Source organism: Sphingobacterium thermophilum (assembly GCF_039541675.1).
Taxonomy (GTDB): Bacteria; Bacteroidota; Bacteroidia; order Sphingobacteriales; family Sphingobacteriaceae; genus Sphingobacterium; species Sphingobacterium thermophilum.
This window is the reverse complement of the sequence record NZ_BAABGR010000044.1, coordinates 56,279-75,067: the sequence shown is the minus strand read 5'-3', so window position 1 is coordinate 75,067 and position 18,789 is coordinate 56,279. Positions and strand designations below refer to the sequence as shown.

Here is an 18,789-nt window from a genome sequence, read left to right as displayed (position 1 = left end):
TCTAATAAAGATAAAAAGGGATAATCGATGATTATCCCTTTTTGTTTTTGGGCTTGTGTGTTTTTTGTTGCTCCTGCTGCTTTCTGATCAGCTCGGCTTTCACATGTTTCAACAGGACAACTTTCAGATATATCAAAACTACAGACAACGCTATGGCCACACCAAGAATAAGCATGTTGCCACTACGATATGCCGCAACACCGCTCATCACCAGAAAGATTATTCCCAGATTGAGCAATAAGTTTAAGATAAAATGTTTTTTCATTTCGTTTGTTTAGGAGTTTCTACAACTCTTTTTCTTAATCCATAAAAGTATACCAAACCGGCCAAAATATTCAGCAATATAATGAATATCGCCAGAAGGAGACGTTCCACAGAGCTTATTTTTGAGGACACCATAATCTCTCGCAATACCAGAAGCACCCAAATCATGGATATCAGTAGTGAGAAACTGAATAGGATAGGAGCGATGCTGACTTTAAAAAGCATCAATATCAAGGCACCTATATAGAATACCAAACTGAAATAGAAGGCTTGCGTAGTCTGCTGATATAAGTTTCTCATACCGCAAAGGTACAACCTTCTAGCACAGCTTAAAATAAAAAAGAGAGGTAAAACCTCTCTTTCCTGTTGATATATCTCTTTCTCTTAATATACGTCCATCTCAGGATCTATCTCGTCACGCCAAGCCAGGATTCCTCCTTTAAGGTTTGCTAGATTCGTAAACCCTTGCTGCTCCAACAACATGACGGCTTGTGCACTTCTTTTTCCCGAACGGCATTGAATAATCACAGGGATATCTTTTGCTATCTTATCTTGCTCGATAAGGATTCCCGCCAAAGGAATATTAAGACCATTAAGGTTTGAAACTTCATATTCAAAAGGTTCGCGAACGTCAATCAGCTGAAATTGCTCGTTGCGATCCATCATTTCCTTTAATTCTTGAACAGTAATTTCTTTCATGATTCTATTTTTATATCAAATATAACAATACCGGTTGATTTATAGGGTAATTTTCTTTTGCATCACGTAATCATCCAAAATATATCCGTAATAAGGAATATCTACTTCTTCGACCACTTCAAAACCTTGCTTCAGATAGAAATAATATGCTTTGTTACCTCTATTTACGTTAAGCTCTAACGTATCCCTGCCCCTTTGGGCAGCCTCCTCTTCAGCAAAGCTTATCATAAGCCCTCCAAAGCCTTTTCCCTGTGAAGACGGTAATAGATATAACTTTTCTATGCGTAAAATGTTTTCATTTTTGTTGGTTAAGGCTATAAAGCCTACCGGCACGTTTTCCTCATAGGCTATATAAAAAAGCTGTCCGTGCTGAATCGACTGCTGGATGGCCGTAACGGTATAGCTTTTTTCAAGCATAAATTCCATCTGATCCTCACTGAGAATACCTGTATAGGTAGGAAAATATATTTTGTGGGCCAGCTCGTGGATGATAGATGCTTCTTCCAATGCGGCTATGCGAATCTCCAACATGATGTTCTAAACTTCTTCTCCGACAATAATATATTGATCAGTATTCATTTCCAAAGCTACGAAACCGTCCTGTTCGACTTGAAAGATGTTACCTTCCACATAGCGCAAGCCATTGAAAGATTTTATTTGTGAGGGCTCCACAAACATCCTGTCCCCTTTGGTCTTCCATTTTTCGTACTTCTCTCGGATGACAACATAGCGGATACCTTCGCAGAACAGAACGATATTTATTGCATCAGCAAAAGACAAAATATGCTCGGAAATGGTTTTCGTTAGAATATTTACCGCCTTATGGCCATGCGCTATCAGATATTGAATGCTATCCGTCAGAAAGTCTTTCTCAGGTAGAATAACTTTTATATCTTCCTGATATTGGTCTGTGGATACACCATACAGTACATCTATCTTAATGTCCTGCATCAGAAAATAATCTATCTGCTGTGGAGTGGTGATGAGGGTAGGGGACCACTCCAGAAGCTGTCCTAAATATTCTTCTGAAAGTGCTTGCACCTCTTCGACGACTAATGCAGGTTCCTGATTTTCGCGAACAACATGGTGTGAAGACATGTTCTATTATTGATTTAGTTGTGTGATGGCGATAAATGCCATAAGTCCCATTCCTATTTCCAAAGCGTCTTCGTCAATATCGAAGGTGGGCGTATGTACCGCAGACTGTATTCCTTTGGCTTTATTTCCTGTTCCAAGCCTGTAAAAACAAGCATTGGCAACCTGCGAATAGTAAGAAAAGTCTTCTGCGGCAGGCCATAGGTCCAGACCCACGACATTCTCTGCTCCTAAGTATTCTTCTGCTGCCTTTCGTGCCGCTGATGTAAGCTGAGGCTCATTGACCAAATAAGGATATCCTTTACGAACCTCGATGTCGCAAGAAGCTCCCATGCTTTCGGCTATGCCTGTAGCGATTTTTACGATTTTGTCGTGGGCTGCCGCCCTCCACTCTTCGTTGAATGTACGGAAGGTTCCCTCAAGATAAACTTCGTTAGGAATAATGTTTGTTGCCCCGTTGCCCACGATTTTTCCCCAAGACAATACCGTAGGGATACGTGGATCGGCAAATCGGCTTACCACCTGCTGCAAAGCAGATATAATCTGTGCCGTAATAGCTATAGGGTCTATATTTTGATGCGGTTGTGCTCCATGTCCTCCACGACCCCGTACAGTCATAAAGAGCTCATCGCAAGAAGCCATATACTGTCCGGCACGGAAACCCACTTTACCTACTTCAATGAAAGGCATCACATGTTGGCCTATCACGGCGTTAGGCTCCGGATTTGTCAGCACGCCCTCCTTAATCATCAGCGAAGCTCCTCCTGGCAGTTTTTCTTCCCCCGGTTGGAAGATAAGTTTTACCGTTCCACCGAATTTAGACTTCAGTGCATACAAAATTTTGGCTACGCCAAGCAGGGAGGAAGTATGTACATCATGACCACAGGCATGCATGACACCTTTATTTTGCGAGCCGTAGGGGCGTCCTTCCACCTCTGTGATAGGAAGAGCATCCATGTCTGCACGTAGGGCAATAACCTTATCCGACGGTAAATCGCCTTTCAAGAGCGCTACGACTCCCGTATTAGCCATGGAAGTATAAGGAATACCTATCTTGTCTAATACAGCCTTTACAAATGCTGACGTATTATACTCTTCGAAAGAAAGTTCCGGATTACGGTGTAGGTGACGGCGAATATCAACGATTTCAGCAAAAAATTCTTTCGCTAATTGCTGAATTTCATGCTTTATATTGGTCATGATAAAATGTTTTATTCCCAAACCCAGATGTCTTCCTGAAAGACAAATACGGATTTGTACTGAGAACGTATGGTTCGCATAAATTCATTAGCCTGGCTACGGCTGAGGAAATCTCCTACCTTAACCCTGTAATTAGGCTCCGAATAGGTGATATAAGTGTCTATGTCCGGATATTGGCTTCGGAAGCGGGCCTGCACGGCATAAGCTTCACTTCGATTGGATCCGGAATAGATCTGTACTCTGAAACCCTTTCTTCTAACCCGGGTAGCTTTGGCCTTATCAACAACCTTAGGTCCTAGGCTTATCAATCGAGGTGTTGTAGGATTGATTTCATTAGCAGCTCTGAAGTTTTGCAGCAAAGTAATAAGCGTATCCTTTTGAACTTCTACTGCATTACTTTCCTGCGCCTTTACATCTATAGATATTAGGCATGCTAAAGTGCTCCAAAATAAAATCAATCCATTTTTTTGCAACATCTCTATAAAACTCCTTCTAATTGTCTTAGCGATTACTTACCGTGACAATTTTTGTATTTCAATCCTGAACCGCAAGGACACTCGTCATTACGACCAATATCCTGTGTCTTACGTATAGGTTGTGTTACCACATCTTCTTCAGAAACCCCGGTTGGAGATTCTAAACTTTCTTTTGTTGCCTTTACATTTTCAGGCTGTGGCGCAACAGGTTTTGCCTCTTCTATATTTTGAGGTTGCTGCTGTCCCGGAATGTCGCCCTTGAACAAGAAGCTAACAATATCTTTGTTCATTGAAGCCAACATGTTTTTGAACAGGTTGAAGGCTTCCATCTTATAAATAATGATAGGATCTTTCTGTTCGTAAACGGCATTCTGAACAGATTGTTTAAGGTCGTCCATCTCACGTAGATGCTCTTTCCATGCTTCATCAATCAAAGCAAGGACTATAGCTTTTTCGAAGGCTTTGAACACCTCTCTACCCTCTGATTCCACGGCCTTCCTCAAGTTAGTAGCAACTTGAATGCCACGAATACCGTCTGTGAAAGGAATAACTATATTTTCTACGAAGTCGCCGCGCTCTGCTAGCACATTTTTCAATACCGGCAAGGTCTGAGCAGCGATATTCTTCGCTTTGTTTTCGTAATGTGTAATTACCTGTTGGAAAAGTTTGTCGGTCAATGTATTTACATTGCTAGATGCAAACTCTTCAGCGCTGATCGCAGGATCTACAGAGAACAAGCGTATTACTTCGATTTGGAACTCATCATAAGAACCATCTTCTTTGGCACTTACGACAACATCTTCCACCACATCGTAAATCGTGTTGTTCAAATCCACATCGAGACGTTCTCCGAACAAGGCGTTTTTACGTTTGGTGTAAATCACATTACGTTGAGAGTTCATCACGTCATCGTATTCCAGCAAACGTTTACGGATACCGAAGTTATTCTCCTCTACTTTGCGTTGTGCACGCTCTATAGATTTGGTCAGCATGCTGTGCTGCATCACTTCGCCTTCCTTCACGCCCATCTTAACCATGATGTTCGAAATACGTTCTGACGCAAAGAGACGCATTAATGGGTCTTCCAAAGAGACGAAGAACTGTGACGACCCTGGGTCTCCCTGACGTCCGGCACGACCACGCAACTGACGGTCTACACGACGAGACTCGTGACGCTCCGTACCGATGATGGCCAGACCTCCTGCCTTGATAACCTCTTCGGTAAGCTTGATGTCGGTACCACGACCGGCCATGTTGGTAGCGATGGTCACCTGACCAGGACGACCAGCCTCCGCAACAATCTCTGCCTCTTTTTGGTGAAGCTTAGCATTCAATACGTTATGTTTAATGCCGCGCAGCTTAAGCATCCGGCTCAATAGTTCCGAAATTTCTACCGAAGTAGTACCCACCAATACCGGTCTTCCGGCTTCAGTAAGATTTTGAATCTCTTGTGCTACAGCATTGTATTTTTCGCGTGCGGTACGATAAATCAAATCCTGTTTATCCTCACGTATCACAGGCTTATTGGTAGGAATTTCCACCACGTCAAGCTTATAGATTTCCCAGAACTCACCTGCTTCTGTAGAAGCAGTACCCGTCATACCTGCCAATTTGTGGTACATACGGAAGTAGTTCTGCAAGGTTATAGTAGCATACGTTTGTGTGGCGTCCTCTACTTTAACATTTTCCTTAGCTTCTATAGCCTGGTGAAGCCCATCCGAATAGCGGCGGCCTTCCATGATACGTCCTGTCTGCTCGTCAACGATTTTTACTTTTCCTTCGTCAACGATATATTGATCGTCTTTTTCGAATAGGGTATAAGCTTTCAAAAGCTGGTTGACCGAGTGGATACGCTCCGCTTTGATGGCATAGTCACGCATCAACTCATCTTTGCGGGCAGCCTTCTCCTCCAACGTAGCGTTAGATTTTTCGATTTCGGCGATTTCGCTACCCACATCCGGAAGGATGAAGAAGTTAGGATCTTCTCCTTCGGCGGTAATAAGCTCGATACCTTTTTCGGTAAGTTCTACTTGATTATTTTTCTCGTCGATAACGAAATAAAGCTCTTTGTCGGCCTTAGGCATATGGCGGTTTTGCTCTTGCATGTAGAAGTTCTCCACCTTTTGCAAGATCTGACGGTGGTTGTTCTCACTCAAGAACTTGATCAGCGCCTTATTCTTAGGAAGACCTCTGTAGGCACGGAAAAGAGCAAGTCCTCCTTTTTCCGGATCTGTGTCGCCTGCTGCTATGGCCTTTTTAGCTTCATTGAATACAGTATTTACGTACGCTTTTTGTGCGTTAACTAGTTTTTCAATACGTGGTTTCAGCTGATAGAATTCGTGCTGGTCACCCATAGGAATAGGACCGGAGATGATCAATGGCGTACGAGCATCATCAATCAATACGGAGTCCACCTCGTCAATCATGGCAAAGTGTAGCTTACGCTGTACCAAGGCATCAGGGCTTTGCGCCATATTGTCACGCAAGTAGTCGAAACCAAACTCGTTGTTGGTACCATACACGATATCTGCCTGATAGGCTTTACGACGCTGAGGGGAGTTTGGCTGGTGCTTGTCGATACAGTCGACAGTAAGGCCGTGGAACTCAAACAAAGGAGCATTCCACTCCGAGTCACGCTTAGCAAGATAGTCGTTCACCGTTACGATGTGAACACCTTCACCTGATAGCGCATTAAGATAGGTAGGAAGGGTTCCCACCAACGTTTTACCTTCCCCCGTCATCATTTCGGCAATCTTACCTTGATGCAACACGATACCACCGATAAGCTGAACGTCGTAGTGTACCATGTTCCACGTAACTTCATTGCCCGCAGCAATCCACTTATTTTTCCAATAAGCCTTATCACCCTCGATAGTTACGTTAGGCTTTCTTGCCGCAAGTTCTCTATCGAACATGGTGGCAGAAACTTCCAACACTTCGTTTTCAGTAAAACGACGTGCTGTCTCTTTCACCACGGCGAAAGCTTCGGGAAGGAGCTCTGCCAATACCTCCTCCAACTTTTTATCACGATCTTTCTTTAGTTTGTCTATCTTGTCGTATACTGCCGTTTTCTCTGCAATATCCGTAATCTGTTCGTCAGCCTTAACCTGCAAATCCGAGATTTCGGCATCGATATCTTTTAAATATTCCTTTATACGGTTTTTAAATTCAACGGTCTTAGCGCGCAATTCGTCGTTGGACAAGTTGGCTAACTTACTATATTCTTCCTTGATCTTGTTGACAATAGGTTGTATAGCCTTAATGTCTCGCTCCGACTTGCTACCAAATAATTTGCTTAAGAATTTTAACATAATTTTATTTTATCTCTACACTAATGCACAAAATTGAATCCAAACTCGTTATCAGGGACATTTTGGCACGAATCGGACAAATTTAATTATTCAGACTGACAAGTTACAGTATTACAGCTATTTTTTTTCATGTCAACGGCTTATTTTGTTAAACTTGCATTCAAGTGATGAGAAGCCAATGTTTCAAGGATAAGACTCTTCCAAAAAGTATTTTTGAAGTACACAAAACTTTTGTCCGAAAACAAAAATAGACCGATATAGTCGGTCTATTTCAAGAATATATTTTTCGAGGTCTTCGGCACGATGTTCAAAGCATATGCTCTTTCGAACATAGACTGTATAGCTTTCTTTCCCAAAGGTCCCAAGTCTACCGAGTATTGATTTACATACAAATCTATATGCTTATACATAACCTCTTCATCCATCTCTTGAGCATGGGCGCGTATATACTCCAATCCGGATTTAGGGTTGGCAAAAGCATATTCCACACTTTTACGAATAAGCTTGTTGACCTTGTTTTTGATTTCCTCTGGCATATCACGACGGATGACAATTCCGCCAAGTGGAATAGGACTTTCTGTCGTTTTCTCCCAATAATCCCCCAAATCCACAACCTTAAACAGTCCTTTATCCTGATAGGTAAAGCGATTTTCGTGGATGATAAGTCCCAAATCTATCCGTTCGTCCAGCAAGGCTGATTCTATATCGGAGAACACCATGATTTCCTTGTTTTGGAGGGATGGATAGGCCAATCCTAAAAGGAAGTTTGCCGTTGTATATTTTCCCGGAATGCCCACTTTGAGCTGATGAAATTGCTCCGGCAGAGGCTTTCCAGCAAAAGCAGCAAGCTGTTCGGCTAATTCTGTTCGTTTAGTAATCAGCAGCGGACCTACCCCAAAGCCCAAGGCTGATCCGGCGTCCAGCAGCTCATAATCCTCCACAGCATAAGCAAAGGCGTGATAACTCAGCTTAGTAATGGCAAGCTCTCTGTTGAAAGCTTTATGGTTCAGCGTCTCAACATCATGATATTCCACCTCAAAAGTCAAGCCTTCGGTGTCAATCTTATGATGAATCAACGCATCGAAAATAAAAGTATCGTTAGGACAAGGGGAAAACCCTAAACTTAATTTCATAAACTTTACTTTAAAATCCGGTTTCAAAATATGATAAGGTACATGAGCACCCTACACTTTCAGCTTGGTGAGCCAAATCAACACTACCATAGCAAGGAAAGTTAGCAGCATCACACCTTTGGCCAAAGACTCTTTTCCTGCCCTATAGGCAAAGCGCACAACAATAAGGTTAATTGCTGCGGCCAGCACATGTATAGCTATAGGTTTTTCGACAAAATAATCTTGTTGCAACGAAGTGTATTGCGTAAGGAGATAGGATGCCAAAGGAGCTATGACCCCGATAACCATTCCTAATATAAAGTCTTTCTTCTGCATTATTTTACATCAAAAGCCCAAGAATTCAACTCCGGAATGGCGTGATGCGCCGTCATATCGTATTGTGTAGGCACAATAGAGACATATCCGTTATTAATCGCAAAGACATCAGTATCTTCTCCGCGGTCCACCCAGTCGTATCTTCCTGTCATCCAGTAATAGTCTCTATTATGTGGATCTTTGCGGTATTCGAATTCTTCCACCCAGCAACCGTTAGCTTGTCTACAGATCTTCACACCTTTAATGCCCTTTTCTATATGGGGAAAATTAACGTTAAGCAGAGTACCTTTAGGAAGACCATTTTGCAACACCTGCTGTGCTATTCCATAAACATAGGGTCTCGTGTGGGAGAAATCGGCTCCATGAGCAAAATCATCCAATGAGAAGCCTATGGAAGGGATTCCCTCTATAGCTCCTTCTACCGCAGCGGACATGGTACCCGAATACAGCACGTTGATGGAATAGTTTAGTCCGTGATTTATTCCCGAAACACATAAATCCGGCTTCTTATCTTTAAAGATTCTGTCTACTGCCAACTTCACACAATCCACCGGCGTGCCCGAACATTTATACATCTCCACACCAGGATATAATTCTATTTTATCCAATCGTAAGGGCTTGGCAATGGTAATCGCATGTCCCATTCCGGACTGTGGGGCGTCCGGCGCCACCACAACTACATTTCCCAGTCTTTGCATTTCTTCCAGCAACACCTTGATACCGGGTGCTGTAATGCCATCATCATTTACGACAAGGATTGTCGGTTTCTTCTTTGTCATAATGCTAAGTTAGGAAAAATAAAAAAACTCCGACATATGCCGGAGTTTTACGTATTAGTTTTGGTTTAACCTAAACTTTTCAACCAGTCTACTACTTCTTCACGAGCTTTACCCATTTTTTGCTGTAGACGACCGATTAATTCATCTTCTTGTCCTTCTTCGTATTTAAGATCGTCATCCGTCCAATCGGCATATTGTTGTTTGATCTTACCTTTCATAACATTCCATTTTCCTTTTAAATCCAGTTTGTCCATAACATGTCCTTTCATTTTATTAAGTACAGTACTAACAAGTGGTGATAGGACAAGTTTGTCATCATAACGTCATGAAAGAAAACAAAAAACTCGGCTTTTCGCCGAGTCTTGTCTTTTAAAGATATAATCCTTTTTTATCTATGAATTCTGCCACTTTGTCGGGCGTAAAAAACTTTATATTTTTTCCAGCTTTTACTGCCTGTCTGATAAAAGTAGAGGAAAGCTCCATCAGGGGTGTGTCCGTCATCATCACCGCAGGATGGTTCTTCAAGTCTCCTCCCTCAAATCCCGGACGGGGATACACTATTATCTTGTAATCCCGAAGTATGATATCCGCATTTTTCCATTTGTGAAGGCCAGCAAGATTATCCTCGCCCATGATGAGCACAAAATCCCGATGTGGGTATTTCTCATGCAAATGAATTAAGGTGTCAATAGTATAGGATGGTTGCGGCAGCTTGAATTCTATGTCGCTTGCACGAAAATAGTCAATGCCTTCTATGGCAAGATTTACCATCTCCAACCTATCGTACATGTTGGCTAAGGATTTTTTTTCCTTGAAAGGATTATGTGGCGACACGACAAACCACACCTCATCCAAATCCGTGAAATTGGCCATATAATTGGCTATTATCAAATGCCCTGTATGAATGGGGTTGAATGAACCAAAAAATAAACCAATCTTCTTGTTAGCCATTATTTTGCAAGGAAATCCAACACTAATTTTTCAGCCTCCTGTTTGGCTGTCTCCAAATCAAAATTGTTCAAGATGACGTCAAACTTATCGGCATAACTCAATTCTTTTTCCGCTTTAGCAAAACGTTCCTGTAGTTTTTCTTCCGAGTCGGTGCCCCTTCCTGCCAAGCGTTGTTTCAACACCTCCAAAGAAGGAGGATTCACAAAAATCGCCAAAGCCTGGTCCGGAAATTTAGAACGCAGACGCAAGCCCCCCACCACGTCAATATCGAAGATAACATGCTTTCCTAAAGCCCAAATACGCTCTACTTCCGAACGCAAAGTACCATAATATGTTCCGGAATACACTTCTTCAAATTCAATAAATTCCTGCTTGGCCACACGGTGCAAAAACTCTTCTTTCGTAATAAAATAGTAGTCTTTGCCATCCACCTCATTGCCGCGAGGCTCACGTGTACTTGCCGAGATGGAAAACTCCAATTTATCATTGAATTTTTCTAGTAAATGCTTGACAATAGTTGTTTTGCCTGCACCTGAAGGCGCTGAAAAAATAATTAGCTTTCCGCTCATATATGTTATAGTACGTTTAATAGTTGTTCTTTAATCTTTTCGAGTTCTTCTTTCATGCGGACTACGATCTGCTGTATGTCCGCATTGTTGGCTTTAGATCCCAACGTATTAATCTCACGTCCCATTTCCTGGGAGATGAACCCTAATTTTTTTCCATTGGAATCCGGCGAGTTGAGTTCTTGGATAAAGTAGTTGCAGTGGCTTTTGAGTCTCACTTTCTCTTCGGTGATGTCCAGCTTGTCGATATAGAAAACGATTTCCTGTTCAAAACGGTTTTTATCAATATTATCAGCTCCTACTGCTTCCTCCATATATTGATTGAGACGCTCCCGGATCAAGGGAATTCGGTCTCCCTCCACGCTTTCCACTTCCGTAAGATAATTCAAAATGAGATAAACGCGCTTTTCTAGGTCTCCTTTAAGAATGCGTCCCTCGTCGGCACGAAAGACGTTAAATTGCTCTACCGCCTTGTAAAAGGCTTCCATAAGCACCTTTCCTTCTTCTTCGTCCACTTCGTCGTTTGTGGAGATCACTTCAGGCATGTTGAGCGCCAAGCTGAAAAGATCTGTTTTTTCTTCGCCTACTTCCATAGCTATCTCCTTCAGCTGGGTGTAATATTTCTTAAGAAGTTCTGCGTTTATCGTAGATGCTTTTGCTGTTTGGTCAGCATATTCTGCCGTAACGGCAATATTTACTTTTCCGCGCTCGATAAGTTTACTGCATTCCGCACGGAGGGTAAGTTCCTTGTCCGATACGACCTTCGGAAGACGTAATCCTAATTCGAGGAACTTTGAATTAAGTGATTTTATCTCGACAGTGTATTTTACTTTCGCATTTTCATGCGTTCCCACACCGTAGCCGGTCATTGATTTTATCATACGCAAAGGTATGAAAACTAATACTAAAAGAGAATTTTACCTATCTGAAGAGAAAAATTTTACTTCTTTTTCAGATATTCTATTACGGGAGGGAGTAATGATATACCTATTATGGCTAACACCATCAAAGAAAAATTCTTCTGAATAAAAGATATCTGCCCGAAGAAATATCCTGCCAGCAGAAAAAGAGTAACCCATAACACCCCACCTAAGATGTTGAACTTACCAAACTGCCTGTACTTCATCCTCGATATGCCGGCCACGAAAGGAGCAAATGTACGTACTATAGGCACAAAACGAGCATATACTATGGTCTTGTTTCCGTATTTAGCATAAAAGTTTTGAGTCTTCTCCAAGTAGGAAGGTTTGAAAATTCGAGACTTGCCATTGAAAACACGCACCCCCACATGCTTGCCGATTTCATAGTTTATAAAATCTCCTAACACTGCAGCAGCAATCAATAGAATCAGCATGGTGAAGAGCGAAAGGTCGGTTTCCGGCTTTGCAATGAGTGAGCCTATGGCAAACAACACAGAGTCGCCAGGAAGAAAAGGAGTGACCACCAGTCCCGTTTCGGCGAAGATGATCACAAACAATATCAAATACGTCCATGATTGATAATCGTTGATGATGTCCACCAGATGCTTATCAATATGGAGAATAAAATCTATTAATGTGCTGACAATATCCATATCCAACAAAAAAAGGAAGTATTATACTTCCTTCTTCTTAAATTTTTCTTTCAAAATCTCTATTATGATTGGCAGTACGGATACAAAAATTATCAGCAATACCACCTTTGAAAAATTATCACGAATAAAAGGAATATTTCCTAGGAAATATCCGGCTAAGGTTATTCCTACTACCCACAAGATAGCCCCTACAATGTTGTAAGTAAGGAAAGTACCATAGTTCATCCGCCCTATGCCTGCTACGAAGGGAGCTAAAGTACGGACTATAGGCACAAAACGGGCGATAACTATAGTCTTACTGCCGTACTTTTCATAGAACGAATGTGTCTTATCGAGCTGCTCATCGGTAACCATATGTTTTCCGAAAAGCTTAAACTTAGTGACACGCAAACCAAAATGCTTCCCTATGGAATAATTGAGAGAATCTCCTGTTACCGCCGCCACAAGAAGAATTAAAATCAACACCCATATGTTCAGCTCATTAGGTTGTGCTGCCAACATTCCTGCCGCAAATAGCAACGAATCGCCAGGAAGAAAAGGCATCACCACAACTCCTGTCTCTACAAAAATGATAAGAAACAGAATCAAGTAGGTCCACATCTGATAGTTGTTTACTATCTCTACCAGATGGTCGTCCACATGTAATATAAAATCTATTAGTCCGTAAATAATATCCAAAACGAGCTAACCTCTAATTATAATTATTTAACATCACCGGCATCACCAACATCAAGATATCTTCATTATCCTTCTTCACAGAAGGCAACAACAATCCTGCACGATTTGGTGTACTCATCTCCAACACCACCTCTTCACTGTCTAAGTTTGACAACATCTCGATAAGGAATTTGGCGTTAAAACCTATTTCCATATCTTCTCCTTCAAACTGACAGCTTAAACGTTCGTATGCTTCATTAGAGAAGTCAAGATCTTCTGCCGAGATATTCAATTCCGAACCGCTGATCTTCAAACGTACCTGATGCGTGGTCTTATTTGCAAAGATTACCACACGACGCAAGGTATTTAAGAATAATGCACGGTCCACAGTAAGCTTATTTGGATTTACCTGAGGAATTACCGCTTCATAATCTGGATAGCGCTCATCCACTAGGCGGCATATTAAGTGAATAGAACCGAACTGGAAGAACGCATTGGTATTGTTATATTCTATAGAAACCGTGGTATCATCCGAAGGTAACGACGATTTCAACAGGGTCAAAGCTTTCTTAGGCAAGATGATGGAAGCAGTCTTTTCTGCGCCTACATCTGTACGGCGATATCTTACAAGTCGGTGTGCGTCGGTAGACACAAAAGTGATGTTCTGATCACTAAACTGTACATATACCCCCGACATTGCCGGCCTAAGCTCGTCAGTACTTACCGCAAAAAGAGTTTTATTAATAGCTTCCGCCAGAATAGCGGCCGATAATTTCACTGTAGATACATTGTCTACTACCGGAATTTTAGGGAAATCATCTGCATTTTCGCCGCTCAATTTGTATTTACCGTCGCCAGCGCTGATTTCTATTGTCAACGTATTAGTATCTACCGAAAAGGCTACAGGTTGGTCAGGAAGCGTCTTCAACGTGTCAATCAAAATTTTTGACGGCATGGCTACTCTACCTTCTTCTTTTGCTTCTATAGACAAAGAAGTAACCATACTAGTCTGCAAATCTGTCGCTGAGATGGTCAGCGTATTGTCCTTTATCTCAAACAAAAAGTTCTCCAAAATAGGAAGAACGGTACTGCTACTTGACGCGCCACTGATGGCTTGAAGTTGTTTTAATAAAACAGATGTGGATACAATAAATCTCATTTGCTATTTGCGATAAATTACTTATATGCAATATTACATAATTTATGTCTAAAATTATAATGGTGCACTATTACAATGTTATTATTATAGACAATTTTAATTTTAGTACATTTGTCTAGAAATAAATATGCTATTCAGAGAGATAATTGGTCATCAAGAGGTTAAAAGACATTTAATCAATTCGGTAAAAAACAACCGTGTAAGTCATGCACAGCTGTTTTTGGGGCCGGAAGGTTCTGGATCTCTTGCTCTTGCGGTAGCATATGCACAATATATCAATTGCGAACACCGTACGGACGAAGACAGCTGTGGGCAATGTCCTTCGTGCCGCAAATACGAAAAGCTTATCCATCCGGACCTTCACTTTTCGTATCCTTTTTTCCCTACGAAGGAGCTAGCTGTAGCTACCGACGTGCTGAAAGAATGGAGAGAAGCTTTTCTCACCAATCCCTACTTGGGAATGGATTATTGGAGGGATAGGCTTGATGCCGGCAACAAGCAGGCCAACATTCCCATCAAGGAAGCACATGACATCATCAAAAAGCTTAGCTTGAAAGCCTATGAGGCTGAATACAAGGTTTTGATCATGTGGCTTCCGGAATATCTGGATAAAGAGGGAAATGCCTTGCTTAAGCTTATCGAAGAACCGCCGGCAAAAACTCTTTTCCTACTGGTAGCAGAAAACCAGGAAAAGATTTTGAATACCATTATCTCGCGCACGCAGCTGGTCAAAATCAACAAGGTTAGTCATGAAGAGATAACAAACTACCTTGTAGAGAAACACAGCCTTCCGCACAACGAGGCAAGAGAGATTGCCTTCATCGCCGACGGCAATATTCAGGAGGCTTTAAATCTGCTGCAAAACAAAGAACATAGCAGCAACTTTCAACTTTTCGTGGAATGGCTTCGCACCATAGTGACAGACAGAGGATCAGATCTGATACGTATCAGCGAGGAGAGACTTGCTTCCCTAGGACGCGAGAATCAGAAAAGCTTCATCCTCTATGCCATCAACATGATTAGGCAGATCATTCTGATGCAACAAGGGTTGAAAAATTTAGTGTTTCTGCGAGAAGAAGAGTTAAAATTTGTAGAAAAATTCAGTGAATTATATCAAATTGAACAATTGACCGAAACCATAGGGCTGTTAGAAAAAACACATTATGGTATTGAAAGGAATGGTAATCCTAAAATATTATTTTTAGATTTATCTTTGCAATTAGTTTTATTGTTCAAATATCAAACGTTCCCACAAGGGACTCAATATATATAGAAAGAAAATTATGGGATGTGGCAGTTGCTCATCCGGTGGTGGTTGCGGTACAGGAGCCAAATTAGGTACAGTACCAGCAGGTTGTAACAATAACGGCACCTGCATGACCAGCGGATGTAATAAATTAGATGTGTACGACTGGCTTTCCGATATGGATTTGCCATCTAACTATAAACCCTTCAATATAGTAGAAGTTCGTTTCAAAGGATCTAGAAAAGATTTCTTCGTCAATACGGACAACCTCTATCTTGAAATGGGTGAAATGGTCGCCGTAGAGCCTTCTACAGGAGGTTATGACATAGGACACGTGTCGCTTACCGGAGAGCTGGTAAGGCTACAGCTCAAGAAAAACAATATCAGTCCTGATGCTGTAACCAAACGTATATACCGTAAAGCGACAGAGGCGGATGTTGCCAAATACAAGGCAGCAAAAGATTTGGAGTGGGAGACCATGCACAGAGCCCGTAAGATGGCTTTGGACCTAGGTCTTTCAATGAAAATATCGGACGTAGACTATCAGGGTGACAAGACCAAAGCTACCTTCTACTATACGGCAGAAGGACGTGTAGACTTTCGTGAGCTCATCAAGAAGATGGCCGAAACATTCCGTATACGTATCGAGATGCGCCAAATTGGAATGCGGCAGGAGGCAAGCCGTCTAGGTGGTATAGGTTCCTGCGGCAGGGAGCTATGTTGCTCTACATGGCTGACAGACTTCAAGACCGTGTCAACCTCTGCGGCAAGATATCAAAACCTGTCGCTCAACACGCTTAAACTGGCTGGTCAGTGCGGTAAGCTCAAATGCTGTCTCAACTATGAACTGGATAGTTATATGGACGCCCTGAAAGATATTCCTACCGATGTAGATAAAATAGAAACACAAAACGGTACAGCAATCTTACAAAAAACCGATATTTTCAAAAAGATTATGTGGTTCTCCTATCCGGGAGCAGAAAGCTGGGTGCCTCTGGCTATCAGCAAGGTCAAAGAGCTGGCAGAACTCAACAAGCAAGGCAAAATTCCGGAAACTTTAACCGCCGTAAGCCTACAAAAAGAAACGATAAAACCTATTGTTTTGGATTATGAGAATGTGGTAGGACAGGATAGCCTGACACGCTTGGATGAAAAATCCAAAAAACGCAAGAAGAAAAAGAAAAAACAAAACAGCAATAAGGCTGAAGCTCAGTCTTCTTCTGCCGACCAAAGTAAAAAAGCTGAAAAGCCTGCAAGCTCCTCCGGAGAAAAGAAAGAAAAAGCAGATACCAAAAACAACGAAAAAGCAGCAAAACCTAAAGAGCAGCAGAAGAAGAAAAGAAGATTCAACAGAAATAAAAACAAAAATTCAGATAAACAAAACAACAGTGGAGAATAATCTTCTCCACTCTTCTTTTTTATTATGAAAAGATATTTAGCTATACTAGGTCTGCTTGCCTCCTGCAGCGATGGCGCCTTTTATGAAAAAAATGTGGCCATAGCTGATCGCTCTTGGGAGTACAGAGATATTCCTACCTTTGAAGTGAAGGTAGAAGACAACAAAGCTAAATACGATATCTATATCAATGTGCGTCATACCAACCAGTATGACTTTTCCAACCTGTTTTTGCTGTTACACCAACAGGGAAAAGGCATCAAAGACACGGCCTATCGCCACGAAATTTCATTGGCCGAGTTGGATGGACGCTGGAAAGGAAAAACTGCCGGCTCCCTTGTCGAAGTGCAGCATCTAGCATTAACAGATTTCGTCTTTCCGGATACGGGATCTTATATTTTCCGCATAGAGCAGAATATGCGTAAAACTCCCCTTACGGAAATCAATGACGTAGGATTAAAAGTCATAAAAAAATGATATTCCTTCTGCGATGGCTTTTGTTTCCCTTCAGCCTTATCTATCATCTTGTTGTATGGATAAGAAACAAATGTTATGATCTAAGGATTTTCCATTCTCAGTCTTTCGACATTCCTACTATCGTGGTAGGAAACCTTGCCGTAGGAGGTACTGGCAAAAGCCCTCTAACCGAATATCTGATACGCCTTCTGAAGAAAGATACACGTATTGCCACCCTTAGCCGTGGATATGGACGCACAACCAAAGGTTTCCGCAGGGTAGACACATCTTCCTCCGCAAGAGAGGTGGGGGATGAGCCGCTGCAGTTCAAAAGAAAATTTCCGGATATTCAGGTATATGTCTGTGAAAATCGCTGTTACGGTATAGAACAGATAAAAGCGTCATGTGATGTCATCCTGCTTGATGATGCTTTTCAACATAGGAAACTCAAACCGGGATTCTCCGTTTTGCTGTTTGATTTTCAATCTTTAATGAATCCAATTTTGATGCTTCCTACAGGCAATTTCAGGGATGAGCTCTCCTCGGCCAAAAGAGCCGACTGCATCGTTATCACAAAGTGTCCTACCGAAATATCAGATTTCCAGCGACAACAAATAGAAAGAAAACTGAGAAAGTATAGTAATGCACCTCTTTTTTACAGCACCATTGCTTATGACATGGCGCAGGATCTTACAGGCCACGAAAGCCAGCTCAACCTAAACGGAACAGACGTGCTCCTACTAAGCGGAATAGCCAATCCTAAGCCGCTTTCGGATTATCTGACAGCTCAAGGCTGCCGTATAGAACTGCTTTCTTTTCCCGACCACCACCAATACGAAGAGAAAGATTACAAACAGATTTTGAGCAGATTCGAGCAGATGAAAGGTAAGGATAAAATCATTCTAACCACAGAAAAAGATATACAGCGTATTGATACTACCTTATTCAAGGAAATGCCTCTGTTTTATATCCCTATACGTATCCAATTCTTGGATCAAAAACAGGAAGAATTCGATTTACTTATAAAAAATTATATTTCTTCCCGAATGCGTTAAACCTTTGTTGGCTGCTCCGGTCAAAAAAGAAATTATAAATCTAAAATTCTATATCTTATGAAAAACTTATTAGCATCCGTTTTGATTTTATTTGCTACTATAACCATATCCCATGCACAAGACAGAGGTCGTATGCAGCAAAGAAACCCTGAGGATATGGCCAAAATGCAAACCGAACGATTGACCAAAGAACTGAATCTAAGTCAGTCGCAACAAGATTCCATTTATAAGTATGTATTGGCTACAGCCACAGAGCAACGCAAGGTTTTCCAAGAAAACAATAATGATAGACAGGCAGCCATGAAGGCCATGCAAGAGCTTCGTCAAAAGCAAGATCTAAAAATTAAATCTTTCCTGAATGAAGAGCAAACCAAGAAATACGAAGAAATCCAAAAACAAAGAATGCAACAAAGACCAAACAGAGGAGAAGGCCGCAGAGGCAACAACTAAATATTATT

Annotated in this window: 23 protein-coding genes; 5 read left to right on the top strand and 18 right to left on the bottom strand. The window is 41.6% G+C overall.

Features of this window, described 5'->3' with window-relative positions; genetic code table 11:
• Positions 1 to 31: 31 nt before the first annotated feature.
• From ABD873_RS13685 to dnaN, 18 genes are all read right to left on the bottom strand, one after another.
• Entirely contained in the window at positions 32 to 265 is a 234-nt protein-coding gene (locus ABD873_RS13685; protein ID WP_345069216.1) for a DUF6358 family protein, read from the bottom strand.
• Positions 262 to 564, bottom strand: coding sequence for a hypothetical protein (locus ABD873_RS13680; protein ID WP_039052946.1), 303 nt, complete (start codon positions 562 to 564; stop codon positions 262 to 264). Before ABD873_RS13680 ends, ABD873_RS13685 begins: the two co-directional genes overlap by 4 nt.
• Positions 565 to 648: 84 nt before the next feature.
• Positions 649 to 963 (bottom strand): rhodanese-like domain-containing protein, encoded by a 315-nt coding sequence (locus ABD873_RS13675; protein WP_039052947.1) that lies wholly within the window; start codon positions 961 to 963, stop codon positions 649 to 651.
• Positions 964 to 1,002: 39 nt separating this feature from the next.
• Positions 1,003 to 1,494 carry a GNAT family N-acetyltransferase gene (locus tag ABD873_RS13670; RefSeq protein ID WP_345069213.1) on the bottom strand — a complete coding sequence of 164 codons (492 nt, stop codon included), beginning with the start codon at positions 1,492 to 1,494 and terminating at the stop codon, positions 1,003 to 1,005.
• Positions 1,495 to 1,500: 6 nt separating this feature from the next.
• Positions 1,501 to 2,061, bottom strand: coding sequence for a hypothetical protein (locus ABD873_RS13665; protein WP_345069211.1), 561 nt, complete (start codon positions 2,059 to 2,061; stop codon positions 1,501 to 1,503).
• A 6-nt stretch (positions 2,062 to 2,067) separates the two neighbouring features.
• On the bottom strand, positions 2,068 to 3,258 hold the full coding sequence (locus tag ABD873_RS13660) for a M20 metallopeptidase family protein (protein ID WP_345069209.1): 1,191 nt from the start codon (positions 3,256 to 3,258) through the stop codon (positions 2,068 to 2,070).
• A gap of 11 nt (positions 3,259 to 3,269) precedes the next feature.
• On the bottom strand, positions 3,270 to 3,734 hold the full coding sequence (locus tag ABD873_RS13655) for an SPOR domain-containing protein (protein WP_231561076.1): 465 nt from the start codon (positions 3,732 to 3,734) through the stop codon (positions 3,270 to 3,272).
• Positions 3,735 to 3,766: 32 nt separating this feature from the next.
• The gene (gene secA, locus ABD873_RS13650; protein ID WP_345069206.1) at positions 3,767 to 7,045 is read right to left on the bottom strand and encodes a preprotein translocase subunit SecA; all 3,279 of its coding nucleotides are present in this window, start codon (positions 7,043 to 7,045) and stop codon (positions 3,767 to 3,769) included.
• 266 nt (positions 7,046 to 7,311) lie between these two features.
• The gene (locus ABD873_RS13645) at positions 7,312 to 8,178 is read right to left on the bottom strand and encodes a 1,4-dihydroxy-6-naphtoate synthase (RefSeq protein WP_345069204.1); all 867 of its coding nucleotides are present in this window, start codon (positions 8,176 to 8,178) and stop codon (positions 7,312 to 7,314) included.
• Between the two features lie 51 nt (positions 8,179 to 8,229).
• Positions 8,230 to 8,493, bottom strand: a complete 264-nt coding sequence (locus tag ABD873_RS13640; RefSeq protein WP_345069202.1) for a hypothetical protein — start codon at positions 8,491 to 8,493, stop codon at positions 8,230 to 8,232.
• Positions 8,493 to 9,272 (bottom strand): 5'/3'-nucleotidase SurE, encoded by a 780-nt coding sequence (gene surE, locus ABD873_RS13635; RefSeq protein WP_039052951.1) that lies wholly within the window; start codon positions 9,270 to 9,272, stop codon positions 8,493 to 8,495. The genes ABD873_RS13640 and surE overlap by 1 nt, the downstream gene beginning before the upstream one ends.
• A gap of 65 nt (positions 9,273 to 9,337) precedes the next feature.
• Entirely contained in the window at positions 9,338 to 9,526 is a 189-nt protein-coding gene (locus ABD873_RS13630) for a CsbD family protein (RefSeq protein ID WP_039052964.1), read from the bottom strand.
• Between the two features lie 115 nt (positions 9,527 to 9,641).
• On the bottom strand, positions 9,642 to 10,223 hold the full coding sequence (gene nadD, locus ABD873_RS13625; protein WP_039052952.1) for a nicotinate (nicotinamide) nucleotide adenylyltransferase: 582 nt from the start codon (positions 10,221 to 10,223) through the stop codon (positions 9,642 to 9,644).
• On the bottom strand, positions 10,223 to 10,792 hold the full coding sequence (gene gmk / locus ABD873_RS13620; protein WP_039052953.1) for a guanylate kinase: 570 nt from the start codon (positions 10,790 to 10,792) through the stop codon (positions 10,223 to 10,225). Before gmk ends, nadD begins: the two co-directional genes overlap by 1 nt.
• A 5-nt stretch (positions 10,793 to 10,797) precedes the next feature.
• Positions 10,798 to 11,670, bottom strand: a complete 873-nt coding sequence (locus tag ABD873_RS13615; RefSeq protein ID WP_082021771.1) for a YicC/YloC family endoribonuclease — start codon at positions 11,668 to 11,670, stop codon at positions 10,798 to 10,800.
• Positions 11,671 to 11,729: 59 nt separating this feature from the next.
• On the bottom strand, positions 11,730 to 12,362 hold the full coding sequence (locus ABD873_RS13610; protein WP_345069198.1) for a DedA family protein: 633 nt from the start codon (positions 12,360 to 12,362) through the stop codon (positions 11,730 to 11,732).
• A 21-nt stretch (positions 12,363 to 12,383) separates the two neighbouring features.
• Complete coding sequence (locus ABD873_RS13605) at positions 12,384 to 13,040, bottom strand: DedA family protein (protein WP_039052955.1); 657 nt, start codon at positions 13,038 to 13,040, stop codon at positions 12,384 to 12,386.
• A 13-nt stretch (positions 13,041 to 13,053) separates the two neighbouring features.
• Positions 13,054 to 14,178 carry a DNA polymerase III subunit beta gene (gene dnaN / locus ABD873_RS13600; RefSeq protein ID WP_039052956.1) on the bottom strand — a complete coding sequence of 375 codons (1,125 nt, stop codon included), beginning with the start codon at positions 14,176 to 14,178 and terminating at the stop codon, positions 13,054 to 13,056.
• A gap of 127 nt (positions 14,179 to 14,305) precedes the next feature.
• Here dnaN and ABD873_RS13595 point away from each other — a divergent pair, with 127 nt between their 5' ends.
• The 5 genes from ABD873_RS13595 to ABD873_RS13575 are packed head-to-tail and all read left to right on the top strand — an operon-like array spanning position 14,306 to position 18,781.
• Positions 14,306 to 15,451 carry a DNA polymerase III subunit gene (locus ABD873_RS13595; protein WP_345069195.1) on the top strand — a complete coding sequence of 382 codons (1,146 nt, stop codon included), beginning with the start codon at positions 14,306 to 14,308 and terminating at the stop codon, positions 15,449 to 15,451.
• A 10-nt stretch (positions 15,452 to 15,461) separates the two neighbouring features.
• Entirely contained in the window at positions 15,462 to 16,823 is a 1,362-nt protein-coding gene (locus ABD873_RS13590; RefSeq protein ID WP_345069192.1) for a PSP1 domain-containing protein, read from the top strand.
• Positions 16,824 to 16,847: 24 nt separating this feature from the next.
• Complete coding sequence (locus ABD873_RS13585; protein ID WP_345069190.1) at positions 16,848 to 17,297, top strand: gliding motility lipoprotein GldH; 450 nt, start codon at positions 16,848 to 16,850, stop codon at positions 17,295 to 17,297.
• Positions 17,294 to 18,331, top strand: coding sequence for a tetraacyldisaccharide 4'-kinase (lpxK, locus tag ABD873_RS13580; protein ID WP_345069188.1), 1,038 nt, complete (start codon positions 17,294 to 17,296; stop codon positions 18,329 to 18,331). The genes ABD873_RS13585 and lpxK overlap by 4 nt, the downstream gene beginning before the upstream one ends.
• Positions 18,332 to 18,388: 57 nt before the next feature.
• Positions 18,389 to 18,781 (top strand): hypothetical protein, encoded by a 393-nt coding sequence (locus ABD873_RS13575; RefSeq protein ID WP_345069186.1) that lies wholly within the window; start codon positions 18,389 to 18,391, stop codon positions 18,779 to 18,781.
• Positions 18,782 to 18,789 lie beyond the last annotated feature (8 nt).